20 protein-coding genes, 1 tRNA gene and 1 pseudogene are annotated in these 24,116 nt (G+C 51.5%); 11 read left to right on the top strand and 11 right to left on the bottom strand.

Features of this window, described 5'->3' with window-relative positions; translation table 11 throughout:
- Positions 1 to 258 precede the first annotated feature (258 nt).
- Positions 259 to 1,440 (top strand): MFS transporter, encoded by a 1,182-nt coding sequence (locus C1A11_RS05675; protein ID WP_102049534.1) that lies wholly within the window; start codon positions 259 to 261, stop codon positions 1,438 to 1,440.
- Positions 1,441 to 1,589: 149 nt separating this feature from the next.
- Here the strand turns inward: C1A11_RS05675 and C1A11_RS05680 are convergent, their stop codons facing one another.
- A complete protein-coding gene (locus C1A11_RS05680) occupies positions 1,590 to 2,099 on the bottom strand; it encodes a GNAT family N-acetyltransferase (RefSeq protein ID WP_102049535.1) in 510 nt (169 codons plus the stop codon).
- Between the two features lie 187 nt (positions 2,100 to 2,286).
- The gene (ade, locus tag C1A11_RS05685; protein ID WP_102049536.1) at positions 2,287 to 4,044 is read right to left on the bottom strand and encodes an adenine deaminase; all 1,758 of its coding nucleotides are present in this window, start codon (positions 4,042 to 4,044) and stop codon (positions 2,287 to 2,289) included.
- Positions 4,045 to 4,291: 247 nt separating this feature from the next.
- Between ade and C1A11_RS05690 the strand changes: the two genes are divergently transcribed.
- Both C1A11_RS05690 and C1A11_RS05695 read left to right on the top strand, forming a co-directional pair.
- Entirely contained in the window at positions 4,292 to 4,879 is a 588-nt protein-coding gene (locus C1A11_RS05690; protein WP_102049537.1) for a flavin reductase family protein, read from the top strand.
- Positions 4,880 to 5,049: 170 nt separating this feature from the next.
- Positions 5,050 to 5,922 (top strand): GGDEF domain-containing protein, encoded by an 873-nt coding sequence (locus tag C1A11_RS05695; RefSeq protein ID WP_102049538.1) that lies wholly within the window; start codon positions 5,050 to 5,052, stop codon positions 5,920 to 5,922.
- A gap of 53 nt (positions 5,923 to 5,975) precedes the next feature.
- Here C1A11_RS05695 and C1A11_RS05700 read toward each other — a convergent pair whose 3' ends face one another.
- Positions 5,976 to 7,391 carry a lipopolysaccharide biosynthesis protein gene (locus C1A11_RS05700; protein WP_180950262.1) on the bottom strand — a complete coding sequence of 472 codons (1,416 nt, stop codon included), beginning with the start codon at positions 7,389 to 7,391 and terminating at the stop codon, positions 5,976 to 5,978.
- A gap of 166 nt (positions 7,392 to 7,557) precedes the next feature.
- On the bottom strand, positions 7,558 to 8,106 hold the full coding sequence (locus tag C1A11_RS05705) for a M48 family metallopeptidase (protein ID WP_102049540.1): 549 nt from the start codon (positions 8,104 to 8,106) through the stop codon (positions 7,558 to 7,560).
- 192 nt (positions 8,107 to 8,298) lie between these two features.
- Between C1A11_RS05705 and C1A11_RS05710 the strand changes: the two genes are divergently transcribed.
- The 3 genes from C1A11_RS05710 (at position 8,299) to nrdG (ending at position 11,387) form a co-directional block, all read left to right on the top strand.
- Positions 8,299 to 10,596 (top strand): anaerobic ribonucleoside triphosphate reductase, encoded by a 2,298-nt coding sequence (locus C1A11_RS05710; RefSeq protein ID WP_102049541.1) that lies wholly within the window; start codon positions 8,299 to 8,301, stop codon positions 10,594 to 10,596.
- A gap of 117 nt (positions 10,597 to 10,713) precedes the next feature.
- A complete protein-coding gene (gene nrdD / locus C1A11_RS13675) occupies positions 10,714 to 10,875 on the top strand; it encodes an anaerobic ribonucleoside-triphosphate reductase (RefSeq protein WP_145995722.1) in 162 nt (53 codons plus the stop codon).
- Positions 10,869 to 11,387 (top strand): anaerobic ribonucleoside-triphosphate reductase activating protein, encoded by a 519-nt coding sequence (nrdG, locus tag C1A11_RS05715; protein ID WP_102049542.1) that lies wholly within the window; start codon positions 10,869 to 10,871, stop codon positions 11,385 to 11,387. The genes nrdD and nrdG overlap by 7 nt, the downstream gene beginning before the upstream one ends.
- Before the next feature lie 84 nt (positions 11,388 to 11,471).
- Here the strand turns inward: nrdG and catA are convergent, their stop codons facing one another.
- Both catA and C1A11_RS05725 read right to left on the bottom strand, forming a co-directional pair.
- Positions 11,472 to 12,125 (bottom strand): type A chloramphenicol O-acetyltransferase, encoded by a 654-nt coding sequence (catA, locus tag C1A11_RS05720; RefSeq protein ID WP_102049543.1) that lies wholly within the window; start codon positions 12,123 to 12,125, stop codon positions 11,472 to 11,474.
- Positions 12,122 to 13,282 carry an alanyl-tRNA editing protein gene (locus tag C1A11_RS05725; protein ID WP_102049544.1) on the bottom strand — a complete coding sequence of 387 codons (1,161 nt, stop codon included), beginning with the start codon at positions 13,280 to 13,282 and terminating at the stop codon, positions 12,122 to 12,124. The genes catA and C1A11_RS05725 overlap by 4 nt, the downstream gene beginning before the upstream one ends.
- A 241-nt stretch (positions 13,283 to 13,523) precedes the next feature.
- Between C1A11_RS05725 and malQ the strand changes: the two genes are divergently transcribed.
- Positions 13,524 to 15,014: a 4-alpha-glucanotransferase gene (gene malQ, locus C1A11_RS05730; protein WP_102051004.1), complete on the top strand. Its 1,491-nt coding sequence runs from the start codon at positions 13,524 to 13,526 to the stop codon at positions 15,012 to 15,014.
- Between the two features lie 79 nt (positions 15,015 to 15,093).
- Here malQ and C1A11_RS05735 read toward each other — a convergent pair whose 3' ends face one another.
- The gene (locus C1A11_RS05735) at positions 15,094 to 15,723 is read right to left on the bottom strand and encodes a cytidylate kinase-like family protein (RefSeq protein ID WP_102049545.1); all 630 of its coding nucleotides are present in this window, start codon (positions 15,721 to 15,723) and stop codon (positions 15,094 to 15,096) included.
- A gap of 249 nt (positions 15,724 to 15,972) precedes the next feature.
- Between C1A11_RS05735 and C1A11_RS05740 the strand changes: the two genes are divergently transcribed.
- A tRNA-Ile gene (locus C1A11_RS05740) sits at positions 15,973 to 16,049 on the top strand.
- A 547-nt stretch (positions 16,050 to 16,596) separates the two neighbouring features.
- On the opposite strand, the gene C1A11_RS05745 is transcribed toward C1A11_RS05740, so the two are convergent.
- Both C1A11_RS05745 and C1A11_RS05750 read right to left on the bottom strand, forming a co-directional pair.
- Positions 16,597 to 17,895 (bottom strand): sensor histidine kinase, encoded by a 1,299-nt coding sequence (locus C1A11_RS05745; RefSeq protein ID WP_102049546.1) that lies wholly within the window; start codon positions 17,893 to 17,895, stop codon positions 16,597 to 16,599.
- A complete protein-coding gene (locus tag C1A11_RS05750; protein ID WP_102049547.1) occupies positions 17,892 to 18,569 on the bottom strand; it encodes a response regulator transcription factor in 678 nt (225 codons plus the stop codon). Before C1A11_RS05750 ends, C1A11_RS05745 begins: the two co-directional genes overlap by 4 nt.
- A 214-nt stretch (positions 18,570 to 18,783) precedes the next feature.
- Between C1A11_RS05750 and C1A11_RS05755 the strand changes: the two genes are divergently transcribed.
- From C1A11_RS05755 to C1A11_RS05765, 3 genes are read left to right on the top strand one after another with little or no spacing between them, the layout of a single operon-like run.
- Entirely contained in the window at positions 18,784 to 20,625 is a 1,842-nt protein-coding gene (locus C1A11_RS05755) for an HlyD family efflux transporter periplasmic adaptor subunit (protein ID WP_102049548.1), read from the top strand.
- A 12-nt stretch (positions 20,626 to 20,637) separates the two neighbouring features.
- Positions 20,638 to 21,396, top strand: a complete 759-nt coding sequence (locus tag C1A11_RS05760; RefSeq protein WP_102049549.1) for an ABC transporter ATP-binding protein — start codon at positions 20,638 to 20,640, stop codon at positions 21,394 to 21,396.
- A complete protein-coding gene (locus C1A11_RS05765) occupies positions 21,386 to 22,690 on the top strand; it encodes an ABC transporter permease (RefSeq protein ID WP_242965846.1) in 1,305 nt (434 codons plus the stop codon). The genes C1A11_RS05760 and C1A11_RS05765 overlap by 11 nt, the downstream gene beginning before the upstream one ends.
- A gap of 77 nt (positions 22,691 to 22,767) precedes the next feature.
- Here the strand turns inward: C1A11_RS05765 and C1A11_RS05770 are convergent.
- A pseudogene (locus C1A11_RS05770) lies at positions 22,768 to 23,616 on the bottom strand (nucleoside recognition domain-containing protein); the annotation flags it as partial.
- Between the two features lie 264 nt (positions 23,617 to 23,880).
- Entirely contained in the window at positions 23,881 to 24,015 is a 135-nt protein-coding gene (locus C1A11_RS13995) for a hypothetical protein (protein WP_278335973.1), read from the bottom strand.
- Positions 24,016 to 24,116: the final 101 nt, after the last annotated feature.

Below are 24,116 nucleotides of genomic sequence, written 5' to 3' on the forward strand. Positions count from 1 at the left end.
TTTGTGCATACTAAAGGAAGACCGCTCAATGCGCCACCCGCGTATTGAGCCTTGCTTTATCTGCAAGCTCTTTGCAGCGGCGGCCCGCCTGCTAAACCAGCAGCATTTTTTCAGCTGCGCAAAGAGGGCACTTTTTGGTGTGCGGTTTGCCTTGCCGCGAAAAATACAAGATTGCTTAAAGCAATTTTGCTTTGACAAGGCGGCACAAAACACGGTACTTAAAACAAAAGCACCGAGAGCAAAAAAAGGAGAACGTGTGTGGAAAGTTTTGTTTCGAAAAATAAATGGAGCCTGCTACTGGCAGGTGCGGTGGTGCAGATTTTTACCGGCGTGCCCGCCGCGTGGGGCGTGTTTCAAAAACCGGTCAAACAGGCGTTTGGCGTAGAGGATTGGTTTGCTTCAATGATTTTTGCGTTTACCGTCGGTTCGTTTGGTGTGGGCTGTATTTTAGGCGGTTTGCTGCAAGACAAAAAAGGTCCGCGCGTAGCGGGCATCGTGGGAGCAGTTATGCTTTCCGGCGGGTTTGCGTTATCCGGCCTGGTTCCGGAATCAATGCCGTGGCTGTTGTTTTTTACGTTCAGCCTTCTGGTCGGTTTGGGCTGTGCTTTTTTGTATCCCTCTGTCATGAGTGCCGCACAAAAGTGGTATAGCGATAAAAAAGGCGTGGCCACCGGTGTCATCGGCGGGGCGGTCGGGCTTTCGGGCGCGGTGCTGACTTTGCTGGGGCGCTGGTTTATAAAAATGTGGGGCATCCACGGTGCCTTTTTAGGATTTGGCGCGGTGATGGCTGTTTGTTGCGGCAGTGCCTGCATTTTGCTCTGCAACCCGCCCAAAGCGGCCCAACAACCAAAGAAAAAACAGCAGGGCAAAGACTATACCGTAAAGCAAATGCTGAAAACTAAGCAATATTATCTTGTGTTTTTTGTGGTTGCACTTGCCACACCGGCGGTGCTGCTGTTCTCCCCCATTATTGTAGAGCTGGGTGAGCAGCGCGGCCTTTCAGAGTCAGCGGCGCACCTTTCTATTATTATTGGCAGCTTTGGCAGTGCGGCCGGCCGGCTTGCCATGCCTGCACTCTCTGACAAAATTGGCCGCCGTGCAGTGGATCTCGGATTGTTTGCCGCGCTCTGTCTGCTGTCGGTTGCCTTTATTTTTGCACAGGGGTGGTGGGTTATCGCAGGCTATACTGTGCTGACTTTCTGCTATTCCGGTGAGGCCGCGGTAATTCCTGCACTGGGTACCGACCTTTTTGGCTTTAAAAATGCGGGTGTCAACTACGGGTTTCTCGCACTGGGCATGAGCCTTGGCAGCGTGGTGTTTTCTCTGATTGCCGGCGGCTTTGGAGCTGTGCTGGCACGCAATATCATTGCCATTGCCGCCACCGCGCTGGGGTTTGTGCTGCTGCTATTCTTGAAACCCACGCAGGGCAAAAAGCTTTAAACGGTTACCGTGTAATTAGCAAGTTGCAAGCCGCAACGCTGGTTTGCTTTATATGAAGAAAAAAGAACCCTGCAATGGCATTGCGCCATGCAGGGTTTTTGATATGTGTTTTGTAAGCTAACTTGGCAAGTGATAAAAGAAAGTGTTGCCTAAAGTGCGATTTCAAATCCATATTCGCGCAGAGTAAGGTCCTCGTCTATTCTTTCTTCGCAGACACCACCGGCTTGCCGAAAACCGTTTTTGCAATATAAATTTATGGCCGGGGTGTTGATATCCAGCACAAAAAGCCGCAGGTAGTCGGCATTGTTTTGTTTTGCAAGCGCCATTGCTGCTTGCAAAGCTTTACTGCCAAGACCGTGCCGTGGGTAGGCGGCACTTACCCCCAAACGTTCTAAGTAAAATGCTTTTCCATGCCTGTTTTCCCAGGTAACATAGGGTTCGCCGGAGTTGGATTCGCAGAGCGCAAAAGCGGCAACAATGGTATCGGTGCAGTCTACCAGCAGGTGCAGCCGATGCTTTTCTATATCGCATGCAAAAAATTCGCAAGGGTAAAATTCGTCCCAGATAGGCAGACCTTTTTGGTGCATCGACGCGATGATTTGGCGATACATTGTTTTGAGTTTTGGCAAATCATCGGAGGTAGCTAATCGCAGGTTCATCATAAATCCTCTATTCGGTTGGCACTGCCCGGCGCGTTTGCCGCAGTTAAGCCATGGTGTTTTTATGAGTATACCATTCTCGCTTTGCAAGGGCAACTTCCACAGTACAGACTGCGAGATCTAAAACAATATAAAACTGCCGAGACAAGCATGTTTTACTTGCCTCGGCAGTTTCAGGTGCTGATGGTTACTCAATTACAACAGGGATGAATTTTTGGCGCAGTACATCCACAAGGCCAAGGTTAGAAACTCGCACCTCGGGAATGACGGTAAGTGCAAAGGAACCGGGCTGAATGATCGGGTTTTGGCCCTTCATGCCAAGTGCCCGCACCGCCTCTTTGATAGCAACGACGCGAGGTGCCATCTGCTCAACAGGCTGAGCAGACATCAATCCGCCGACCGGCAGCTCGAGCAGTCCGGTTACCTTGCCGTTTAAAACGCTGGTAACACCGCCGCCGCATTGCTGTAGCTGGTTTGCGGCAAGTGCCATCTCGGCAGGGTCGCGGCCCAGAACAACAAGGTTGTGGCAGTCATGGCTGATGGTTGCAGCCACTGCACCCTGCGCTATGCCGCAGCCGCGGACCAAGCAGGTGGTGTGTCCGCCGCCTTTGCCATGCCGCTCAAAAACGGTTAAGTAGCAGAGGTCAGGACGGTCTGAAATATCAATTTTTCCATTTCGCACCGGCACTTCATCGCGGCAGAGATGGGTGAGAATGGGCACTGCATCGTCAAAGCCAATCACATGCACGTCGGCTTTGGCGCCTTTTGCCGCAATCGAAAACTGTTCTTCAGTCGGCGCGGTGGGTAAAATTACAGTGTTGCGTTTTTCAATTTCTCCGCTCGGTGTAAGGTCTACGGGGGTAATCAGATGGCCGCCTTTGCTGACAAGCTCACCCTCCACGTAAACCTCGGCCACTTGGAATGTCTCCAAATCGTCAAGCAGCAGAATATCTGCGGCTCTACCAGGGGCAAGTGCGCCAATGCGGGTATTGCCTAAAAGCTGTGCCGCGTGCAGGGTGGCCATGCGAATCGCCTGCACCGGAGGCACGCCAAGTGCAATGGCCCGACGCACTGTATTATCCTGCGCACCCTCGGCCACAAGGTCGTCTGGCTCTCGGTCGTCGGTGCAAAGGCAGGCGTTGTCAGGCCAGTTTAGCTCTTGCAGTGCGGGTACAATGGCCGCAAGGTCGTGGCAGGCACTGCTTTCGCGGCACTCTACTACCATGCCGTTGCGCAGTTTCATCTTTGCCTCTTCGGCATTGGTGGTTTCGTGGCAGCTGGCAATTCCGCTGGCAATATAAGCAGCAAGGGTCGGCATATCGGCATTGGGTGCGTGGCCAAAGGCGGGTTTGCCCCGCTTTGCGCATTCTTCCACAATAGCCGACATGCGTGGGCTTTCCTGCACCACGCCAATGTAATCCATCACCTCGGCCAGACCAGCGACATTTGGTTCATCGAGTAATTTGCCAATTTCGCCGGGGCCAAATTCTGCACCGCTTGTTTCAAACCCAGGCAGTGCCGGAACACAGCTGGGCACCGCGTATAAAATGCGCATTTTTGCTTTCGCTGCATCTTTTTGCATGTAGTGGAAGGCATCTGTACCAAGTACATTACAAATCTCGTGCGGGTCTGCCACAATGGTGGTTACGCCGCGGGCAGCGCATACGGCACCATAATAGCGTGGTGTCATCATGCTGCTCTCGATATGAATATGGGTGTCAATCAGGCCGGGGGCGGCATAACGCCCGCCGCAGTCGATGACCTCGCAGCCAGAGAGCCCCGCTTCACCGGGGGAGGTGACATAGGCAACAAGCCCGCCGCATACCCCGATTTCTGCCGGGTAAATCTCGCGCGTGAACACATTGACAAAATGCAGGTTGCGAAATACTTTTTCAAAAGGTCCACGGGTGCGCGCAGCAGCCATAGCGATGTTTCTGTCTTTCATATTCCACGCTCCTTTCTGGTTGGGGGCAGCTGGCAATTACCGGCTACCCGATACAGCGGCTTCAAAATCCCCATTTGAGCAAAGGGCATTTTCTCGCTTTTGACAGCAAAAGAAAACGCCCCTTTGGCCAATTTTGGTTTATCTATTACCATACCGAAAACGCGAAGATTTGTCAATAAAATATTTCGACAAATTTAACGCAGAATGTGCTATACTAAGACAAATACAAAAGATAGGAATAAACGATATGAGCAAACAAAATTGGCGAGGCGGCGCACTTACCAGCCCCGTGCCGCCCGTACTGGTAACCTGCGGCAGTGTAGAAGACCCCAAGGTGCTGACCATTGCGTGGACAGGCACGATTAACACCAAGCCGCCCAAAACATATATTTCTGTACGGCCTACCCGCGCATCGTACCCGATACTGCGTGAAACCGGTGAGTTTGTTATCAACCTTGCACCGGCCTCTCTGGTGCGTACGGTAGATTACTGCGGCTGCAAAAGCAGCAGCAACACCGATAAATTTGCCGAGTGCAACCTGACGGCAGAACCTTCTGCCCAAGTAAGCGCACCATCCATTGCGGAATGCCCCGTCTGTATTGAATGCCGGGTATTTGATATAATTCCGCTTGGCAGCCATGATATGTTTTTGGCTGACATCGTCGGCATTGCGGTGGACGACCAGTTTTTAGACCCCGATGGGAAGCTGCGGCTTGACAAAGCAGACCTTTTGGCGTACGCCCATGGCGAATATTATCAGCTGGGCAAAAAGTTGGGCACTTTTGGTTTCTCTGTGCGTAAAAAACCTGTAAAAAAAGCGCGCCGCAAAAAATAAAAGAGGCTGGCCCCACGATATGCAACCATGCCCTGCGGCCGCAGAGCAAAACAGCACACTGTGGTTTAGCGCGCTGTCACCTGTAACAGGGTGGCTGCCGGTGGCGCAGCGAAACCGTGGCAAAAGCGGCACCGGCAAAATATCTTTTGATATTAGCAGGAGGGAGAAAAATGGCATATAAAATTTATGAAATAAATCAGCTGATGGATCATTTGTCGCAGGTGTTTGACACCGTGCGGCTGGTGGACCCGATGGATGGGCGCATACTATTGCCGCAAGAGGGAATTTTGCAGCCAGATAAATACTGCTTTTCGATATGGGAAGATAATACCCGTTGCGAAACCTGCATTAGCAAAACAGCTATGGAGACAGGTGAGCGCAAAGTGAAATTTGAATTTACCGACGAGGCAACCTATCAGGTGATTGCCTGCCCCATACAAATCGAACAGCGAGACGGTAGCCTTTACTACTGCATCATGGAGATTGTGTTTGCCGTAAAGGATGCTTTGCTGGTAGGGGCACGCGGACAGCACAATTTTAATATGAACATCGTAACGTACCAGAAAAAACTTTATCAGGACTCCTTGACCAAAGTTTTTAACCGTCGCTATTTTGATGAGCGGATTTTCTGTGACAATGCGCGATGTGTGCTTTCGGATATGGTCGTTTTTGTAATGGTGGACCTCAAAAAGTTTAAGCTGATCAACGATACATATGGTCATAGTACAGGTGATTGGGTGCTGCAGCGAACCGCCAAAGTAATGCGCGCCTGTGTCGGCAACGAAGACTCGGTCATCCGTATCGGAGGCGACGAGTTTTTGCTCATTCTCAATGACAGCACTGCACAGGATGCGGAAAAAGTCATCGAGAACATTAACAGAAAGATGGCAAAAGAGGTCATCTACGACCCGGAAAAGCAGCTGTGCGCCGTAGCGAATTTCGGCATTGCTTCTACCACTCAGTTTAAAAATACTTCGGCCTGCATCAATGCCCTGCTGAAAGAAGCCGACGAAAAAATGTTTTTGGATAAAAATAAAGATTGAACAAAAAAAGCCGCGAAGCGTAACAGCTTTCGCGGCTTTTGATTTTAAAAGGTTTACTCCGCTTTGCGGTGGCCGAGCAGTTTCATCAGGCTCAGCAAAAGCGGTTTGGCATTTAGTACAATAACAAACAGCGCAGGCAAAGCCGCCCACAGCTGCCAATACGGTACTTCCGCAATCATACAAACGGATTCGGCAGCGAGCAGCAACACCGAAACGGTCATGCGTGAAAGGTGCAGGTTGAACGGCAGCAGGGCACGTGTGTTAATAGCACGCAGAATAAATACCAGCAGGTAACTGGCAAAGGTGGCAAGCGCTGCACCGTTGGGACCCATTTTAGGAATGAGCAGGAAATTTAAAATAAGGTTTAGCACCGCGCCCGCCATCATTGTAAACAGGTTTGCACCAGAGCGCTTTTCTACCATGTAAATACTGCCCATAAAGCTGACAAAACAGCTGAACACAGTAGCAATTACAAGGACAGGGATATACTGCCAGGAAGGGTAGAAAGGCGAAGTAAGAGATGCAGTGAGCAAAATGACAATCAGCTTTGCGCAGTAAATCAGCCCAGCCGCCCCGATAAAAAGCAGTGCCTGATAGCTTAAAAACACCTTGCTGAAAAAGTGAGAACGCCCAGGGCTGTTTCGGTCTCCGTCGGTAACGGCAGAAAGTTGCCAGGCCTCGGTAAACAGAGTTGAAAACAGCATAATAATATTCGGCACCCGATAAGCGGTTTCATAAAGGCCGTTCATCTCGTTGCCCAGCATATAGGTAATAAAAACGTGGTCGCTGGTGTTGGTAATCCACCAGAACATGCTTGCGGGAATCAGCGGAGCCGCATATTTGAGCATCTCTAAAAAGACACCTTTGTCAAACTTGCGGAATGAAAGATAATGGCGCAGCCCGGCTACCAAAAACAAAAAACAAGCCGAGAAAAAGTCTGCAGCGGCGGTTGCCAGCACATAGCCGGAAATGCCCCATTTGAATACGCCGAGAAACAGCACCACAAAGGTGAGGTAGAGCACGGTATTCAGCAGGCCATCCACCGCGTAGAGCCGGGTGTACTGCTTGGCACGTACAAACTGGCTGCACAGGTTGCGCAATACGCTCATCAAAATGTAGACACAAAGCAGCGCGGTATATTGGCCGGTGCCGGGAATGCGCACCAGCAGAGGCCAGCAAAGCAAAAGCGCAGTAAAACCAATCATAATGGCAACGAAGCCGCCGGTGAACACGCTGGATTTATTATAGGTTTTGTCTAGCCCAAAGCGGATAACAGCATTTGCAATGCCAAGAGAAACAAGCGGCAAAAGCAGCTGCGCATATTTGGTGATAAGGTTGGCATCGCCAAAATCGCCCAGCTGCAGAACGCGCGTGAAAAAAGGCATCAGCAGAAAAACGAGGATTTTGCTGGCAAACGAGCTGATGCCGAACAGCACGGTATTCGAGAGCAGACGCTTGTATTTGTCCAAAAGGTTCACCTGCCCGGTTCGTAAATTTTGTTAAAAAGCAAGACGCAGCCGTTTTATCCGAAGATTCGCCGCCCCATAAAGAAGCGGTTTTGCAAACAGCAAGCGCCGTAATTATTTATTATACTATATTATAGGCAAAAACGCAAAAATCCAGTGGTTGCCGCAGTTACATTGTGCGCAAAGCAGCACGTCTGCGCTTGTAATCGGGTAATATTTCCGCAAGCTGAGCATAAAATCCCTTGCCGTGGTTGGGGTGGTTAAGGTGCACCAGTTCGTGAACCACAACATATTCCACTGCGTCAAGCGGTTTATCGAGTAGTCGACGGTTAAAAGTGATTTGAGGACGGGCGGGATAGCAAACGCCCCAGCGGCTTTTCATGGTGCGGTACTTGAGGGTAAGCGTACGGCCGGACAAAGCGTTTTCAAAAAGCGGTGCGTACTTTTCTACCAAAGGTGCAAAGAATTTCTCGCATTCGTCATCCGTATAAGTACAGGACGGCAATTCTGCCGGGGCTGCAGCAAGCCGTGCCCAGGCCGCAATAATCCAATCTGCGCGAGAAAGCACAAAAGCGTCTACTTCACTCACAGGCACCCGCGCCGGGGCACTGACAGTGAGGCTACCATCTTTTTGTACACGAAGATTTAAGTTTTTCACGCGTTTGCGTGTCAAAACATAGCAAAAGGATGTTCCATCTTTATTTAAATGGCGTTCCACAAAATTTTACCTCTTTCGCATTTTGTCAACCTATTATAACTAGCTTTTTGCAATTTGGCAAATCAAACAAAAAAGCAAAAATTTTTGCTCTAAAAATGCAGTTGACCGTACTAGATATTGTGCTATAATGAATAAGCAACACAAAAACACACAAGATACAGATAGTGCTACGAACGAAATTGGAGGACGAACATGGCGAAGGGAACAGTGAAAACAATAGTAAAAAGGGACGGCCGAGTGGCGATCTATGATGAGAAAAAGATTGCGTCCGCTGTGCTGAAAGCTTTGATTGCAGATGGAAAAGATGATCCCGTCGTTGCGGCGCGCATTGCAAATGCAGTGGGCGAAAGTCTGGCTGGTCTTGATTCAGAAGCACCCCCCACGATTGAAAAAATTCAAGATGCCGTAGAGACCGAGCTGATGCGTGAAGGCTACGAAGAAGCGGCGAAAAAATATATCATCTACCGTGCAAACCGCACCCGCATCCGTGAATCTAAAACCAGCCTGATGAAGGCAATTGATGAGATTACCAACGTGGATGCCCGCAATAGCGATATGAAGCGTGACAATGCCAACATCGACGGCAACACTTCGATGGGTAGCATGTTGCAGATTGGCACCGCAGGTGCAAAGGCTTACAATGCTGCTTATCTGCTGAAACCGGAGCAGGCAGCTGCACACCGCGAAGGCAATATTCACATCCACGACTTTGATTTTTACGCGCTGACCACCACCTGCTGCCAGATTGATATTATCCGGCTATTCAAGGGCGGTTTTTCTACCGGCCACGGCTTTTTGCGTGAGCCCCAGAGCATTGCAAGTTATGCAGCGCTCGCGGCAATCGCCATCCAGTCTAACCAGAACGACCAGCATGGTGGCCAGTCGATCCCGAACTTTGACTATGCCATGGCGTTGGGCGTTGCCAAAACTTTTAAAAAGCTGTATGCACGCAAGCTCACCGAGTCTTACGAAGATGTAACCAGCTTGGATGAGCAGGGCGAGTTTATCGACAGTGTCATTGCAGAAATCAAAGCCGAGAAGAATCTCTTCCCGCGGCTTGAGATTGACGCGGAGGCTTTGGACGCTGCTGTTGCTGAAAAATTGGTAGCGACCGGCAAAGTGGATGCCCAGCAGGCAATCCATCTGATTGCTTCGGCACGCCGCCGCGCAACCCGTGATACCGACCGTCAGACCTATCAGGCAATGGAAGGCTTTGTGCACAACCTGAACACCATGCACTCCCGTGCCGGTGCCCAGACACCGTTCTCTTCCATCAACTATGGTACCGACACCACTCCGGAAGGCCGTATGGCAATCCGCAACATTCTGCTTGCAGAAGACGCAGGTCTCGGCCACGGTGAAACGCCGATTTTCCCGATTCACATCTTCAAGGTCAAAGAGGGCGTCAACTATAACCCCGGCGACCCGAACTACGATTTGTTCAAGCTTTCCTGCAAAGTCAGCGCGAAGCGTCTGTTCCCGAACTATGTGTTCCTCGATAGTCCTTTCAACCTGCAGTACTATAAGCCTGGCCACCCCGAAACCGAGGTTGCAACCATGGGCTGCCGTACCCGCGTAATGGGCAACACCTATGACCCCACCCGCGAGATTTCTTACTCCCGCGGTAACCTTTCTTTCACCTCTATCAACCTGCCGCGCATTGCGCTGGAGACCAAAGGTGACGAGAAAGCATTCTACGACCTGCTGGATGAGCGTATGGAGCTGGTTGCACAGCAGCTGCTCGACCGCTTTGAGATTCAGGCCTCCAAACGCGTTTACAACTTCCCGTTCCTGATGGGTCAGGGCGTCTGGCTGGATTCCGACACTCTCGGACCTAACGACGAAGTACGTGAAGTGCTCAAACACGGAACCCTTTCCATCGGCTTTATCGGCCTTGCCGAAACGCTGACCGCGCTTTACGGCCACCACCACGGCGAAAGCGACGAGATGGAGCAAAAGGGCCTTGAGATTGTGCAGCACATGCGCGATTATTGCGACCGCAAGAGTCGCGAGTATCAGATGAACTTCAGCCTGCTTGCTACCCCGGCAGAGGGCCTTTCTGGACGATTCATCCGTATGGACCGCAAACGCTTCGGCGAAATTGCCGGTGTGACCGATAAAGACTACTACACAAACAGCTTCCATGTGCCGGTATGGTATCCCATCCCCGCATTTGATAAGATTCGCAAAGAGGCTCCGTTCCACGCGCTCACCAATGCGGGCCACATCAGCTATGTTGAGCTGGACGGCGACACCGCAAACAACGTAGAAGCATTTGAAAGCGTAGTGCGCTGCATGCACGATGCAGGCATTGGCTACGGTTCCATCAACCACCCGGTTGACCGTGACCCGGTTTGCGGTTACGTTGGTGTAATCGGCGATGTTTGCCCGCGCTGCGGCCGCCGCGACGGCGAGGCACTGAGCGAAGAGCAGATTGCCGAGCTCCGCAAAAAGTACCCGAATGTACCGAGCTTTGTCGGTCTCGAGTAAACCAAAACCGATAAACCCCTTCTGCCGTAGGTAGCGCAGCTGTGAATGCGGTGAAAACGGCAGCAAAAGTTTTCAATTCGACTAATTTATGATTTTACAAAAACGAGGTGCGTAATTATGTCAGCAGTACAGAAAAGATCTACCGTAGGCCAGGACGTCAAATTTGAGCGTATCCGCCGCATCACCGGCTACCTTGTAGGTACCATGGATAAATGGAACGACGCAAAACGTGCCGAGGAGCATGACCGTGTGAAACACGGCATGGGCTGCGGATGCTAAAAATCGCCGGTCTCGTCGGAGACTCTATTGTGGACGGCCCCGGCATCCGTATGACGGTATTTTGCCAGGGCTGCCCCCACCATTGCGAGGGCTGCCATAACCCCGAAAGCTGGACGTTTGAAGGCGGCCAGGAGTGGACGGTGGAAGCCGTGCTCGACGCAGTAAAGCGAAATCCGCTTTGCCGCGGGGTAACTCTTTCGGGCGGAGAGCCGTTTTGTCAGGCTCAAGAACTTAGCAGCCTTGCAGGCTTGCTGAAAGCAGAAGGTTACGAAGTTGCCTCTTACACAGGGTATACCTGGGAAGAGCTGATGAGTGGCGAAGTGCCATTTGCAAAGCAACTGCTTGAGCAGCTTAATGTGCTGGTGGACGGACGGTTTGTTTTGGCAGAGCGCACGCTGGAGCTGCGGTTTCGCGGTAGCAAAAACCAGCGGGTGCTGAATGTGCCAGCAAGCCTTGCCGCCGGCAGCCCTGTGCTTTGCACAGCGGAACGCTGGGTAGGAGAACCCATTTAAATTGCATTATTTCTTTGCGGCATATGAGAAAAGAGCCACGGTCATTTCGACTGTGGCTCTTTTACGTTTATAGCATACATTAGGCTACATCCAAAGTGAGCAATCCGCAGCAAGGGCTTCTACCTCTTGCGCAAAGCGGCTGGCGTGAAAACCGTCACATACGGCATGATGAACCTGCAAACACAGCGGAAGCTTAAATTGTTGCCCCTGTGATGTTACCCGGCCCAGCGTAAAAATGGGCAAAAGAAAGCGTCCATCATTGTAAATGTTGAGCTGGAAAGAAGAAAAATCCGCCCAAGGCAACGAAGAAATAGGAATGGCAGACGAAGGCGGATTTGGTTTGCCCAAAAGGCCGGGGCAGTTCCCAAAAGTTTGCAAATCTGCCAAGTAAGCAGCGTAAAATTTAGAAAAGTCAGCGGAATAAGGCGTCCAAAGCGAAGAAAAGGTTTCGCTTTCGGGGTGAAAAACCGTATAGCTGGGGTGCACTTCATCAAAAAAGCCAACCTGATTATTTTCGTCAAACGCCGTGCGAAACTCTTCGTGTTGGTTGGCAACCCGCGTGAGCAGATATAATTCGGCCGCGTAAAACTTGATTTTTCTCGCCTTACAAGTTTTCCACAAAGAGGTTACGTCAATGTGGAAAGTTATGCTGTAAGTGCAGCGCAATTCGTCGAGATAATGGTTAAAATAAGGAGTACGAGGCCATTGTGTCAAATCAATGGGGGTAAAAGTACTCATAATTGGGCACCCTCATTCCAAAACGCTTCAATTTGTTTGCGTGTGGCACTGACACTGCCTTGCAGCAATGGCGGTTTTCCACCGCCGCGGCCATTAAGTGCCTTGTTTAAGGCAAGCCCGAAAGCTCGCAAATCCTGTGTTTCTGCTGTTGCAACTGCATATTGAAAGCCGTTTTCTTTTGCCGAAAATACGCCACATTGCTCCGCGCCACTCTCTAGTAAGCGCAGGGCATAGCGTCGCAAATCGTCCGGCGCAAGCGCTTCTTCAAACACCAACGGGCAGCGCTCGCCTGCGTAAGCGGCGGCCCGGTAATTCAGCAGCTCGGTGGTTCGGCAACCCAGTGCCTGCCGGGCAGCAGCCTCGGATTGCTGTAGCCGTTCTACCGCAGATACGATATCCGGCTGTTTGGCAGAAAGCAACGCGCTGATTGCTGCAACCTGCTGGTGCTCCCGCATGGCAAAAGCCACAGCACGCCGCCCGGACAGCATCGTAATTCGGGTGCCGCCTTTGTAGCTTTGTGCCCCGCAAAGTTTTATCAGGCCAATTTCACCGGTGCGCGCCACATGGGTCCCGCAGCAGGCACAGGTATCCGCAGTGGGAATCGTGACAATTCGCACCTGTCCTTCAATTTCAATCTTGCTGCGGTAAGCAAGCGCTTGCAAGGCTTGGGCATCCGGATAAGTTACAGTAATGGGTAAATCGGCAAACACCACTTCGTTTGCTGCCCGCTCAACTTCTTCTAAAGCTTCGTTCCCCAACGGCCCGCTGATGTCGATGACAACCGCCTCTGTGCCCAGGTGAAAACCGACGTTTTCAAATCCGTAAGCGTCATGGAGCAGCCCAGATACCAGGTGTTCGCCGGAATGCTGCTGCATATGATCAAATCGGCGGGCAAAATCCAGCACTCCGATTACCGTGCTGCCGGGGATAAGCGGTGTGTCGGTGAGATGCAAAATTTCTTCGCCGCGGTTTTTTACGTCCAGCACCTGTGCATCTCCCAGTGTGCCGTGGTCGGCAGGCTGGCCGCCACCTTCGGGGTAAAAAGCGGTTTGGTCCAGCATAATCTCCCAACCGTTTTTGGACGGTTCGCAAGAGAGCACCGTGGCGGAGAAGCTGCGCAGATAGCTGTCGTTTTGGTAAAGTCGTTTTGTTGGCATGATACGTCCTTTCTAGCCGCGCAGAGGAAATTTTATGTTTCCACTTGCGAGGGCCCAGTGGCTGTGGTACTATTTGTGTCGGGTAAAAATTCGCCCGTTTTCGGCAAACAGAGAAAAGGGCAGGCTATGCAGCCAAGGTGCGCTGCCCGCCTAGGATAAAAGAAAATGATGTGGCTTGCCAAAAGGGCAGGCCATGTGCGGCAAAGCAATCCAGAACATTGCCGCCGGAAAGGAACTAGGAATGAACCAGCAGAGAACAAGCGGCGTGCTGATGCCAATCGCTTCGCTGCCCAGCCGTTACGGCATTGGCAGTTTAGGCAAAGAAGCACGCGATTTTGCAGATTTTCTTGCTGCCGCAGGCCAAAGCGTGTGGCAGATTTTGCCCGTAGGCCCCACCGGCTATGGCGACTCGCCGTATCAAAGTTTTTCAGCGTTTGCCGGTAATCCTTATTTTATCGATTTGCCGACCCTTGTGCAAGAGGGCTTGCTGACCGAAGCGGAATGCAAAAGCAGCGAAAGCAATGCCGAGCGCATTCCCTATGGATGGCTGTTTGAAACACGGTTCGCTTTGCTGCGCAAAGCATACCAGCGGTTTATCGCGTCGCCACCGCCAGAGTGGGAAAACTTTTGCCGCGAAGAAACCTGGTGGGTAGACGATTATGCGATGTATATGACGGCAAAGGCGCAAAATGGCCTTGCCCCGGTGGCCGAATGGCCCGAGCCTTTGCGCAGCCGCGATGGAGAAACCATGGGTCACCTGTGGTTTGATAACCAAGAAGAAATCAGTTTTTATAAATTTATGCAATTCGAGTTTTACCGCCAGTGGCAGGCACTGCGCGCTTACGTCAACGGCAAGGGCATTCGCATTATGGGTGATTTACCCATCTATGTTTCGCCGGACTCTGCCGATGTGTGGGCGCAGCCGAATTTGTTTGAGCTGGACGGCGAAGGCCGACTGGGCCGGGTGGCAGGGGTGCCCCCCGATGCTTTCTCTGCCGAGGGCCAGCTTTGGGGCAATCCGCTTTACGATTGGGCGTACCATGAGCAAACCGGCTTTGATTGGTGGACCCGCCGTATTACCTATGCATTACGGCTTTATGACTTGGTGCGCATCGACCATTTCCGTGGACTGGACAGCTACTGGGCGGTGCCGGCTGGTGCAAAAACCGCAAAAGAGGGCATTTGGTGCGCCGGCCCGGGCATGAAATTATTTGATGCCGTCAAAAGCCGCCTTGGCGAACTGCCAATTGTGGCGGAGGACCTTGGGATTTTGACCGACGGCGTGCGCGAGCTGCTGAAAGCGACCGGATACCCAGGTATGAAGGTACTTCACTTTGCTTTTGGCAGCGGCACAGACAATGAATACCTGCCGCACAACCATACCCAGAACAGCATTGTATATACCGGCACCCATGATAATACGACCACTGCCGATTGGTGGCGCACCGAGCCGCAAGAGGCGGTAAAGTATGCGCGCGAGTACTTGGGCATTCGTCCCGGAGATGATGAGGTATGGGCCATGATTACTGCCGCAGAGGCCAGCACCGCAAACTGCTGTGTAATACCTGTTGCAGATTTGCTGGAGCTTGGCGTAGAAGGCCGTATTAACGCGCCTTCCACAGTGGGCGATAACTGGAGCTGGCGAATGCCGCAAAATGCGCTTACAGCAGCACTAGGCGAGCGCCTGCACACCCTGGCGCGGCGGTATGGGCGCTGCAAGATAAACGGATAATCCTAAGCGCTAGAAAATACCGCCGGCAGCCAATTGGCCAGCCGGCGGTTTTGTTTTGGTTGGTGTGCACCCGTAGCGGCTAAAGCGTTTCGGGCATCGTCAGCGCAAGGTAACCGCAAATGCGGTCAAGGCATTCTTCCTGTGTCAGCTTTGAGGTATCCAGCGAGAGGTCGTAGTAGCGGACATCCCGCCAGTTTTTGCCGGTGAAAGTGCGGTAGTAAGCGGCACGCTGTTTGTCTACCCGGTTCATCTCCCGGCGGGCAGCGTCTTCTTGCATGTGGTGGCGTTCCATTAAGGTATGTACACGAGCCTCTTCCGGTGCGTGGACGAAGACGCGAATCACATTTTTGCAGTCGCGCAGAATATAATCGGCACAGTGGCCCATCACCACGCAGCTGCTGCTTTGCGCAAGCTGTAAAATGATGCGCGCCTGATAGCGGAACAGATTTTCAGTAGAGACAAAATCATTGCTGGTAGGTGGCAGCACCTCGCCGTTGCAGGCATCTTTGACCACGCGAAACATCAGCGTGCTGGAGACCCGTTCGTTTGCTTTGGCGAACAGCTCTTCGCTGATGCCGCTTTCTTCCGAAGCGAGCCGGAGCAGATCGCGGTTGTAAAACTCCACACCCAGCTTAGCTGCAAGTGCCTCGCCGATGGCGCGGCCGCCGCTGCCATTTTCGCGTGCGATGGTGACGATGAAATTTTTCATAAAACAGGCCCCCTTTTTGTTAGCCCCCGGGCCCCCGCTGTAAGCCAGGTATTCGCCACAGGCGCTGCAGGTGTATTTATGGTTTCAGTATAGGGTGTTTTTTTGCGAAAAGCAAGCCTTGCGCATTAATTTAACAGCAGTGTGCGCGGTGCGAAAAAAGCTGTTTTTCTGCAGTGGCGAAGTTTACTTTTCCTCTTGCGGGGCGAGAAGAAATATAGTATAATGTAACGCGTATCTTAGGATATATATGGGCCTTTAGCTCAGTTGGTTAGAGCCACCGGCTCATAACCGGTCGGTCCCGGGTTCGAGTCCCTGAAGGCCCACCATAATGCAATAATCCGAATTCTGCGTCAATTGCTGGCACAGAGTTCGGATTATTTTTTTATGCAGTATCTGGCCTACGCAAAGAAAAAGGCGCAAAAATATTTTGAGTAGAAACAAATTTTATAATTCGACAAAAACAGCACAATACAGCCTGTCCACTATGCTATGATAAGCGGGACAAAACGTGATTCCTTACATGTCTCCGTAAAGGTGCCAATCAAGTATTTGCGGCAGAGAAAAGGAGACGCTTTGTCGCGCAACTATTAAAGCAAAGCATTTCCGGAAAATGAACCGCTGAATATTGAAAATAAGCCTCAATAGGTGCTTGGTTGCAATAGTAATGTGTTTAAAAGCTGGCTTTCCCCCGGCGTTTAGGCAAAACTCCTCTCACAGGAAAAAGCAGAGCGAGACTACGATAAAGTAGTCCCGCTCTGCTTTTATTTTATTGCATGCTGCTTTTATTCCATATTTCAATAAGCCGTGGCAGTAACCAATCAGGTCCAAACCGAGGCGTTTCCATTTTTGCCTGCTGGCATACCCCGCGAAGCCTCATAACTGCACTGTAAAGGTGGTAATACCGCCCGGGGTGCTTTCAGCTTTGATGCTGCCGCTATGTGCGGTTACGATGGATTTTGCAATTGCAAGCCCCAGCCCATAGCTGCCGTTTTGCTCAGAGCGAGATTTATCACAGCGGTAAAACCGTTCAAAGATGTGTGGCAAATCCTGCGGCGCGATGCCGGCACCGGTATTGCTGACTGTGAGCACCGGGGTGACGCCCCGGCAGCTGAGTATCGCCGAAATTTTGCCGCAGTCAGGTGTGTTTTTAAAAGCATTGTCCAGCAGAATGGCCGCAAGCTGTTTGATGCTCTCCGGCTCGCCGTTATAAAAACAGTTTTCCTGCACCTCGATGTGGTAGTCAATCTCACGCTCAAATGCAGTGCTCTCAAAAGGCAGCAAAATCTCAAAAAGTGCCTGAGAAAGCGAAAAAGAGATTTTGTGCAACGGGCGGCTTGCATCCTCCATGCGAGAAAGTTCAAGCAGCTGATGGATCAGCCCATCCATGCGCTTGGTTTCAGACCGAATATAATCCATATATTTGTTCGGGCCAATTTCGGCAGAGAGCACATCAGCATTCAGCGCGATAACCGAAAGCGGTGTTTTCAGCTCATGTGAGGCATCTGAGATAAACTGTTTTTGCTTGTTAAAAGTTTCTTCGGCTGGCTTTGTGACAAAACGAGAGAGCCACAAGCTGACAAAGAAAAGCAGTACAAGCCCTACACTACCCACCGTGAACGAAGCCGTCAGCAAACGGCTGCGGGCGAGTGATTCATAGCTGTTCGTTTTGTCCATCAAAACCAGAATTTTGCCATATGGCTTTTCTGCCACACAGTAGCGGTAGCTATCAATTTTACCCAGAGTTTGGTTTTTTACAAGCGCTGATTGTGCCGCATTTGTGATTTCCTGCTCGGATGCTGTTGAGGTCTCGGTAAGAGACTGTATTTGGGTAATCTCGCCCGTTGTGTCGAGCCTAACAAGATAAAGCTGCCCCAATGAATCAAATCCGCCCATGCCGACACCGGGGTCTTGCCCATCCGGGTGCGGGGCAGTTGGCGGCGGCAACGCGCCACTCTCTTGCAGCAGCCGCTGCGCCCAAGAGCCGGAGCTGTTTTTGCCGGGACGATTATGGGGAATCGCCTCCGCCTGTGCGACCGATTGCAAAAAAGCTTCGCTTTGGCGGATGCCCATGCGCGCGTAGGAATAGTTGATGGTGCCCAGCACAACGGCAAAGAGCGCGACCAGGATAGACATTGTGGAAAGGATGAATTTTCTGCGCAGTTTCTTTATCATAAGCGCTCCTTTTCCAGCGAGTAGCCGATGTTGCGGGTTACTTGAATAGTTACGCCCGAATGCAGGCAGGTGAGCTTTTTGCGCAAAAACGAGATATAGACCTCCACATTATTGTACTCACTATTATCTGCGAGGCCCCAGGCTTTTTCCCACAGCAGATCTTTGGGGACAATTTGGTTTTGGTTGAGCATCAGGCACTCCATCAGCTGGTACTCTTTGCTGCCCAGTCGAATTGCCGCCGCGCCGCAGCAAAGTTCTTGCCTGCGCGGGTTCAGTTGCAGGTCGCCAAACGAAAGGTCGGCTTCTGCTGCGCCGGGGTGGCGGCGCGTATGTACCCGAATCCGCGCGAGTAGCTCTCCGGTGTCAAACGGTTTGGTCAGGTAATCGTTGGCGCCGGTATCTAAACCGTTGATTTTATCCTCCACCTCAGATTTTGCAGTAAGCAGAATCACCGGGGTTTCTATCTTCAGCCGCCGCAGGTTTTGCAGCACCTGCAGCCCATTGAGCTTGGGCAACATAATATCCAGCAAAATCACATCAAAGCTTGCCGAAAGCGCAGCGTCAAGCCCGGCAATACCATCGTAGGCGGTGGTTACTGTAAACCCGTTTTTCTCAAGTACCGCACGCAGCCCTTCTGCCAAGCCTTTTTCATCTTCCACTACTAAAATGTGCATCTGCCAAGCCCCCTTTGCACCCTATTATAACAGTAAACCTTGAATTTTTGTTGAAGAATGCATCTCTGCTACAAAAAAGTGAAAACAACGAAAAACACGGATTTTTCACAATGCTTGAAGCAACCTTGAAAGATTTTAAGCTTCTTTTCAAGTCCCTTTCAAGTTTTGCGGCTTATACTTTATCCCAAACAAAGCAGGGGAGCGATGCAGCAAAATGAAAGTTTTGAATCGAATCGGCGAAGGATTCGGCCGGATCGGCAGCGGAATCAAAAAAATAGGCTGCGCAATAGGGCGCAGGGCAAAAAAACATAAGGTGCTTACGCTGGTACTGGTGCTTGTACTGGGTGCAGGGGCTTTTTTGAGCTATCGCAGCTGGTCGGCTGTACGTGCCGTAAGCGGTAAAATGGCCTACAACTTTGTGCGAACCACCACCTTAACCAAAGGCAGCCTGAGCGATTCTGTCAGCACTACCGGCACGGTGGGCAGTGCCAACACCTCTACCGTCAGCTACGCTTCTTCGGGTAACGGCAGCGCAGCACCCAAAATTAAAACAGTGCAGGTGGCCGTTGGCGATACAGTGGCCGCAGGGGATGTAGTTATCACCCTCGATACAGCGGATATTGAAGAATCGATTGCCAAAGAAAAAGAAAATATTGCCGATGAGGTGGCAAGCGCGCAGGATAAATATGACACGGCACTTGCAGCCTACAACAAAGCGGTGGCAACCGCAGAAAACTATGAAAGCAGCGTAGCCACAGCTGCGGCGAGCCTTGCCACAGCGCAGACCAACTATAACAATGCCGTTAGCTCGGTAGCCAGTTTTCAAACCACTTACAACAATGCCGCCGCTGCCCAAGAGGCAGCTGGCAATGCCTATAACGCAAAGCTTGCTGCTTACAACGAGGCCGTAAGCGCGAACAATGCCGCGCAGGCCGCAGCGGCAGCAGACCCTGCAAACCAGGAACTTTCTGCCGCTGCAAGTGCTGCAAATGCAACAATGGGTGCAGCGGATGCAGAACAGCAGAATGCAAAAGCAGCATACGAAAATTTGGTGCAGGCCACTGCAGCCGCCCAAACAGCACTGAACAATGCAAAGAGCGCCTGTAACTACCAAAACTATGAGCAGGCGGTCAACACTGCGCAAAACAGCTATGCCCAGGCGCGCTCGGCGCTGGACCAATACGAAAAAACAGTGGAAACCTGCACCTCTACGTTAAAGCAGACAAAAGAAACACTCACGAAGGTCTCCAGCTCTGATGCGCTGGAAAGTTTGCAGGAGCAACTTGCGGCATGTAGTTTAAAAGCAGAAACAGCAGGCAAGGTTACTGCGCTAAATGCCAGCGTGGGCAGCACCCCGAACGGCACCCTTGCAACCATTCAGGATACCGGGGCACTAAAAATTACGATTACAATTGAAGAAGCAGACATCCACGAGGTGGCAGTCGGCATGAGCTGCTATATTACCACCGACGCAACTGCCAATGCGATTTCGGGTACGCTGACCCAGATTGACCCGGTGGCCAACCAGAATGGCTCTTTTGGGGCAGAGGTGACGGTTAACGATGCGGATAGTGGACTGCTGATTGGCATGAATGCGACAGTAGAAATTGTAAAAAGCGAAACCGAGGATTGCTTTATGGTACCCATCGATGCCGTAGGCACCGAAGAAGGCAGCAGCGATAAGTTTGTTTACCGCAAAACAGGTGGCAGCGGGGCAGACAGCACGTTTGAAAAGGTTACCGTCACCACCGGTGCTTCCAATGATTATTATATTGAGATTAACGCTGCTGAACTTACTGAGGGCGATATTGTGCGCTCTTCTGCCGATTTAACGCAGGGTGTTGAGGAAACCGCCGAAGAGCAAACCGGCGGGCTTGGTTTGGGCAGTTTGTTTGGGGGCTTGTTTGGCGGACAAAGCAGCGGTCAAGGTGTTCCCGGCGGTACACCGCCCAGCGGCAACGGCACCATGAGCGGCGGCAATCGGGGCAATGGTGGCAACGGCGGTACACCGCCCAGCGGTGGTATGCCCTCTGGCGGCCCCGGCGGCCAAGGCTAAAGGCGGTGCAATATGAGCAATCAAGATAAAGAGAGAAGTGGAACCGTACCCGGCGCTGAAGACCGCCGCCCCATTATTGAAATGCAGGGCATACGCAAGAGCTATTATGTAGGCCAGCCCGGTGAGCTGGAGATTTTGCACGGCATTGACCTGACGGTGTATGCAGGTGAATTTGTTGCCATTGTCGGTGAGTCGGGTTCGGGCAAATCCACCCTGATGAATATGATTGGGGCGCTGGACCGGCCGACTGCCGGTAGCTATTTTTTGGACGGTATTAATGTGGAAACGGCGCGAGATCAGGAGCTTTCTGCGATTCGCAACAAAAAAATAGGGTTTGTGTTTCAGACCTTTAACCTCATTGGCAGGCAAAGTGCACTGAAAAATGTAGAGCTGCCGATGTTGTACGCAAAAATACCAGTCCACGCCCGCACAGCTCGCGCCCGCGAGCTGCTGGGCATGGTGGGCATGGAAGACCGCATGAAGCACCAGCCGAGCGAATTGTCCGGCGGCCAAAAGCAGCGCGTTGCCATTGCCCGCGCCATGGCAAACGACCCTGCGCTGATTTTGGCCGATGAGCCGACCGGTGCGCTGGACTCTGCCACCAGCCGAACTGTGATGGATATTTTCCACCAGCTGCATGAAAAAGAGGGCAAAACCATTGTGCTCATCACCCACAACCCGGCCCTTGCCGATGAGTGCGAACGGGTGCTTACTCTGCTGGATGGGTGCATCATAGAGGACAGAAAGGGGCGTGGTGTACATGTGGGATAATATTTCGCTGGCACTGCAAAGCTTGCGTGCCAACAAAATGCGCGCTCTTTTAACCATGCTTGGTATCATCATCGGCATTGGCTCAGTCATCGCCATTAAAACAGTCGGTAACAGCCTTACCGGTTCCATCACCGACAGTATGTCCGGCTTTGGCATCCGCAATATTTCGGTCAGCCTGACACAAAAAGAAAGCGAGAGCAGTTCCAAGACGAGCACAGAGGCCGGAGCACCAAGGGTGCGGATGTTCAAAAATGCAACCCCCTCGGGAAAAGATTTGCTGACCGACGAAATGATAGAAGAATACCGCGCGACTTTCCCCGATGATGTTGCATATGTGGAGCTGACCTCGCAGCTGGGCACCGGTACCCTGCCCGCGGCAGAAGATACCTCCGACACCATCAGCGCCACAATGCTTGGCATCAATGACGAGTACCTGCAAGCCGAGCAGATAGAGCTGCTGTATGGGCGCGGCATTGCCAATACCAGCGATGCCGACCGCAAGGTGTGCGTTGTCGCAGACCGCTTTGTAGAGCAGGCACTGGGCACCTCTCCGCGCAATGTGATAGGGCAAACGGTACAGATTACGGTAAATAACGTACCCTACACCTTTTACATTCAGGGTGTTTATGCCTATGAGGAAGAGGATACCGTTTCGGTAACGTCCTCCTCTTCTGATGACGTGGTAACGAATTTTTATATGCCGCTGGAAACGGCAAGAAAGCTTGCTGGCAGCACCGGTAAGGGATACCAACTGTTTACCGTAGTAACAGCAGCGGATACCGATACCGCCTCGTTTTTGACCACTACGCAGCAGTTTTTTGAAACGTACTACACCCAAAACGATAGCTGGACGGTAGAATGCTCGAGTTTAGACAGTTTGGTTTCTACCATTACCGGCATTTTGGATACAGTCAGCCTTGCAATTTCTGCAATCGCTGCTATTAGTTTGCTGGTGGGCGGCATTGGTGTTATGAATATTATGCTGGTTTCTATCACCGAGCGTACCCGCGAAATTGGTACACGCAAGGCGCTCGGCGCGCCGCAGGGTGCAATCCGGCTGCAATTTATTGTAGAAGCGGTTGTCATCTGCATGGTTGGCGGTTTGCTCGGCATTGCGGTGGGCACAGGGCTTGGTGCACTGGCTTGCCAAATGCTTGGCTATGCAGCCAAAGCGGATTTTGCCACGATTGGTATTGCCGTTGGCTTTTCGATGGTTATCGGCGTGTTCTTTGGTTATTACCCGGCCAATAAAGCGGCAAAGCTGGACCCGATTGAGGCCCTGCGCTATGAATAAGCTTTAGAAGACACAGTACGCACAAACAAAAGAGGACGCTGCCGCACAAAGCGACACGCCCTCTTTTTTGTTGCAGATTAAATGAAAAGCTGTGCAAAGCCGTTGACCAGCATGCAGGCAAGGATGCCGATGCCGGTGGGCAACACGGCGGCGAGCATGGTCCACTTCCAGCTGCCGGTTTCTTTTTTGATGGTCAGCAGTGTGGTAGAGCAGGGCCAATGCATCAGCGAAAACAGCATTGTGCAAATAGCGGTAATCGAGGTCCAGCCGTTTGCCACAAACAGTGCTTTCATCTCGGCAAGGCTTTCCAGCTCTAAAATGCTGCCTTGGGCGAGGTATGCCATAATGATAATCGGCACAACAATTTCGTTTGCGGGGAAACCGAGGATAAAGGCGATCAAAATGACACCGTCCAGCCCCATCAGCCGCGCAAACGGGTCCAGAAATGTGGCGCAGTGGGTTAAAATGCTGCTGTCGCCGATGGTGATATTAGCCATCAGCCAAATGACAAGGCCCGCCGGGGCTGCAACGGCAACCGCCCGCCCGAGCACAAAAAGGGTACGGTCGAAGATAGAACGTATCAGCACTTTGCCAACCTGCGGCTTGCGGTAAGGTGGCAGCTCCAGTGTGAAAGAAGAGGGCACGCCTTTTAACAGTGTTTTAGAAAGCAGCTTGGTAACCGCAAAAGTGGTGAGAACGCCCAGCAAAATAACACCCGTAAGCAAGAGTGCGGAAAATAGCGAGGAAAAAGCGCCGCCCGCCACCCCGACAAAGAACATTGTAAGAATGGCGATTAAAGTGGGGAAGCGCCCATTGCAGGGCACAAAATTGTTGGTCAGGATGGCCAGCAGCCGCTCACGAGGAGAGTCGATAATACGGCAGCCGACAATGCCGGCGGCGTTGCAGCCAAACCCCATACACATAGTAAATATAAATATGCAAATTGAATAATATAAAAAGCCCCAACCAACAAAGGCCGGGGCTTTTCTTTATCTAATTTTTTCGGGACGAATTACGTTGAATGAAATTTTTTATAGCGCGCTCGCAACCACTCAAAACAAGGTACACTACCACAAAGATTGGCACGAATAGAATATACTTCATTGCTAACCTCCTTTGCATATTGTATTAACAAAACTGTCTGTATATAATAAAAGAGGGGCCGAGCCGGTTGCCCGGCCCCTTTCTTTCTATTCAAGGTTTAGTGCCTTGAGCAATGCGGCGGTTATCACGCCGCTTGCTATGGCTTTTAGCAGGTCTGCCAACCAGCTACTAGCCAGCGCCGTGGGCTTTTGCTTACGGCGCTTCTTTTTTCGTTTTGCCATTGTCCTCACCCCCTTTCCATGATTTAATTATACTACGAATAACGTAATGTGTCAATACTATTTTCGTTATATTGATAAAAATATTTACAATATTCGTATTG

This window comes from Pygmaiobacter massiliensis, assembly GCF_900199435.1.
GTDB lineage: Bacteria > Bacillota > Clostridia > Oscillospirales > Ruminococcaceae > Pygmaiobacter > Pygmaiobacter massiliensis.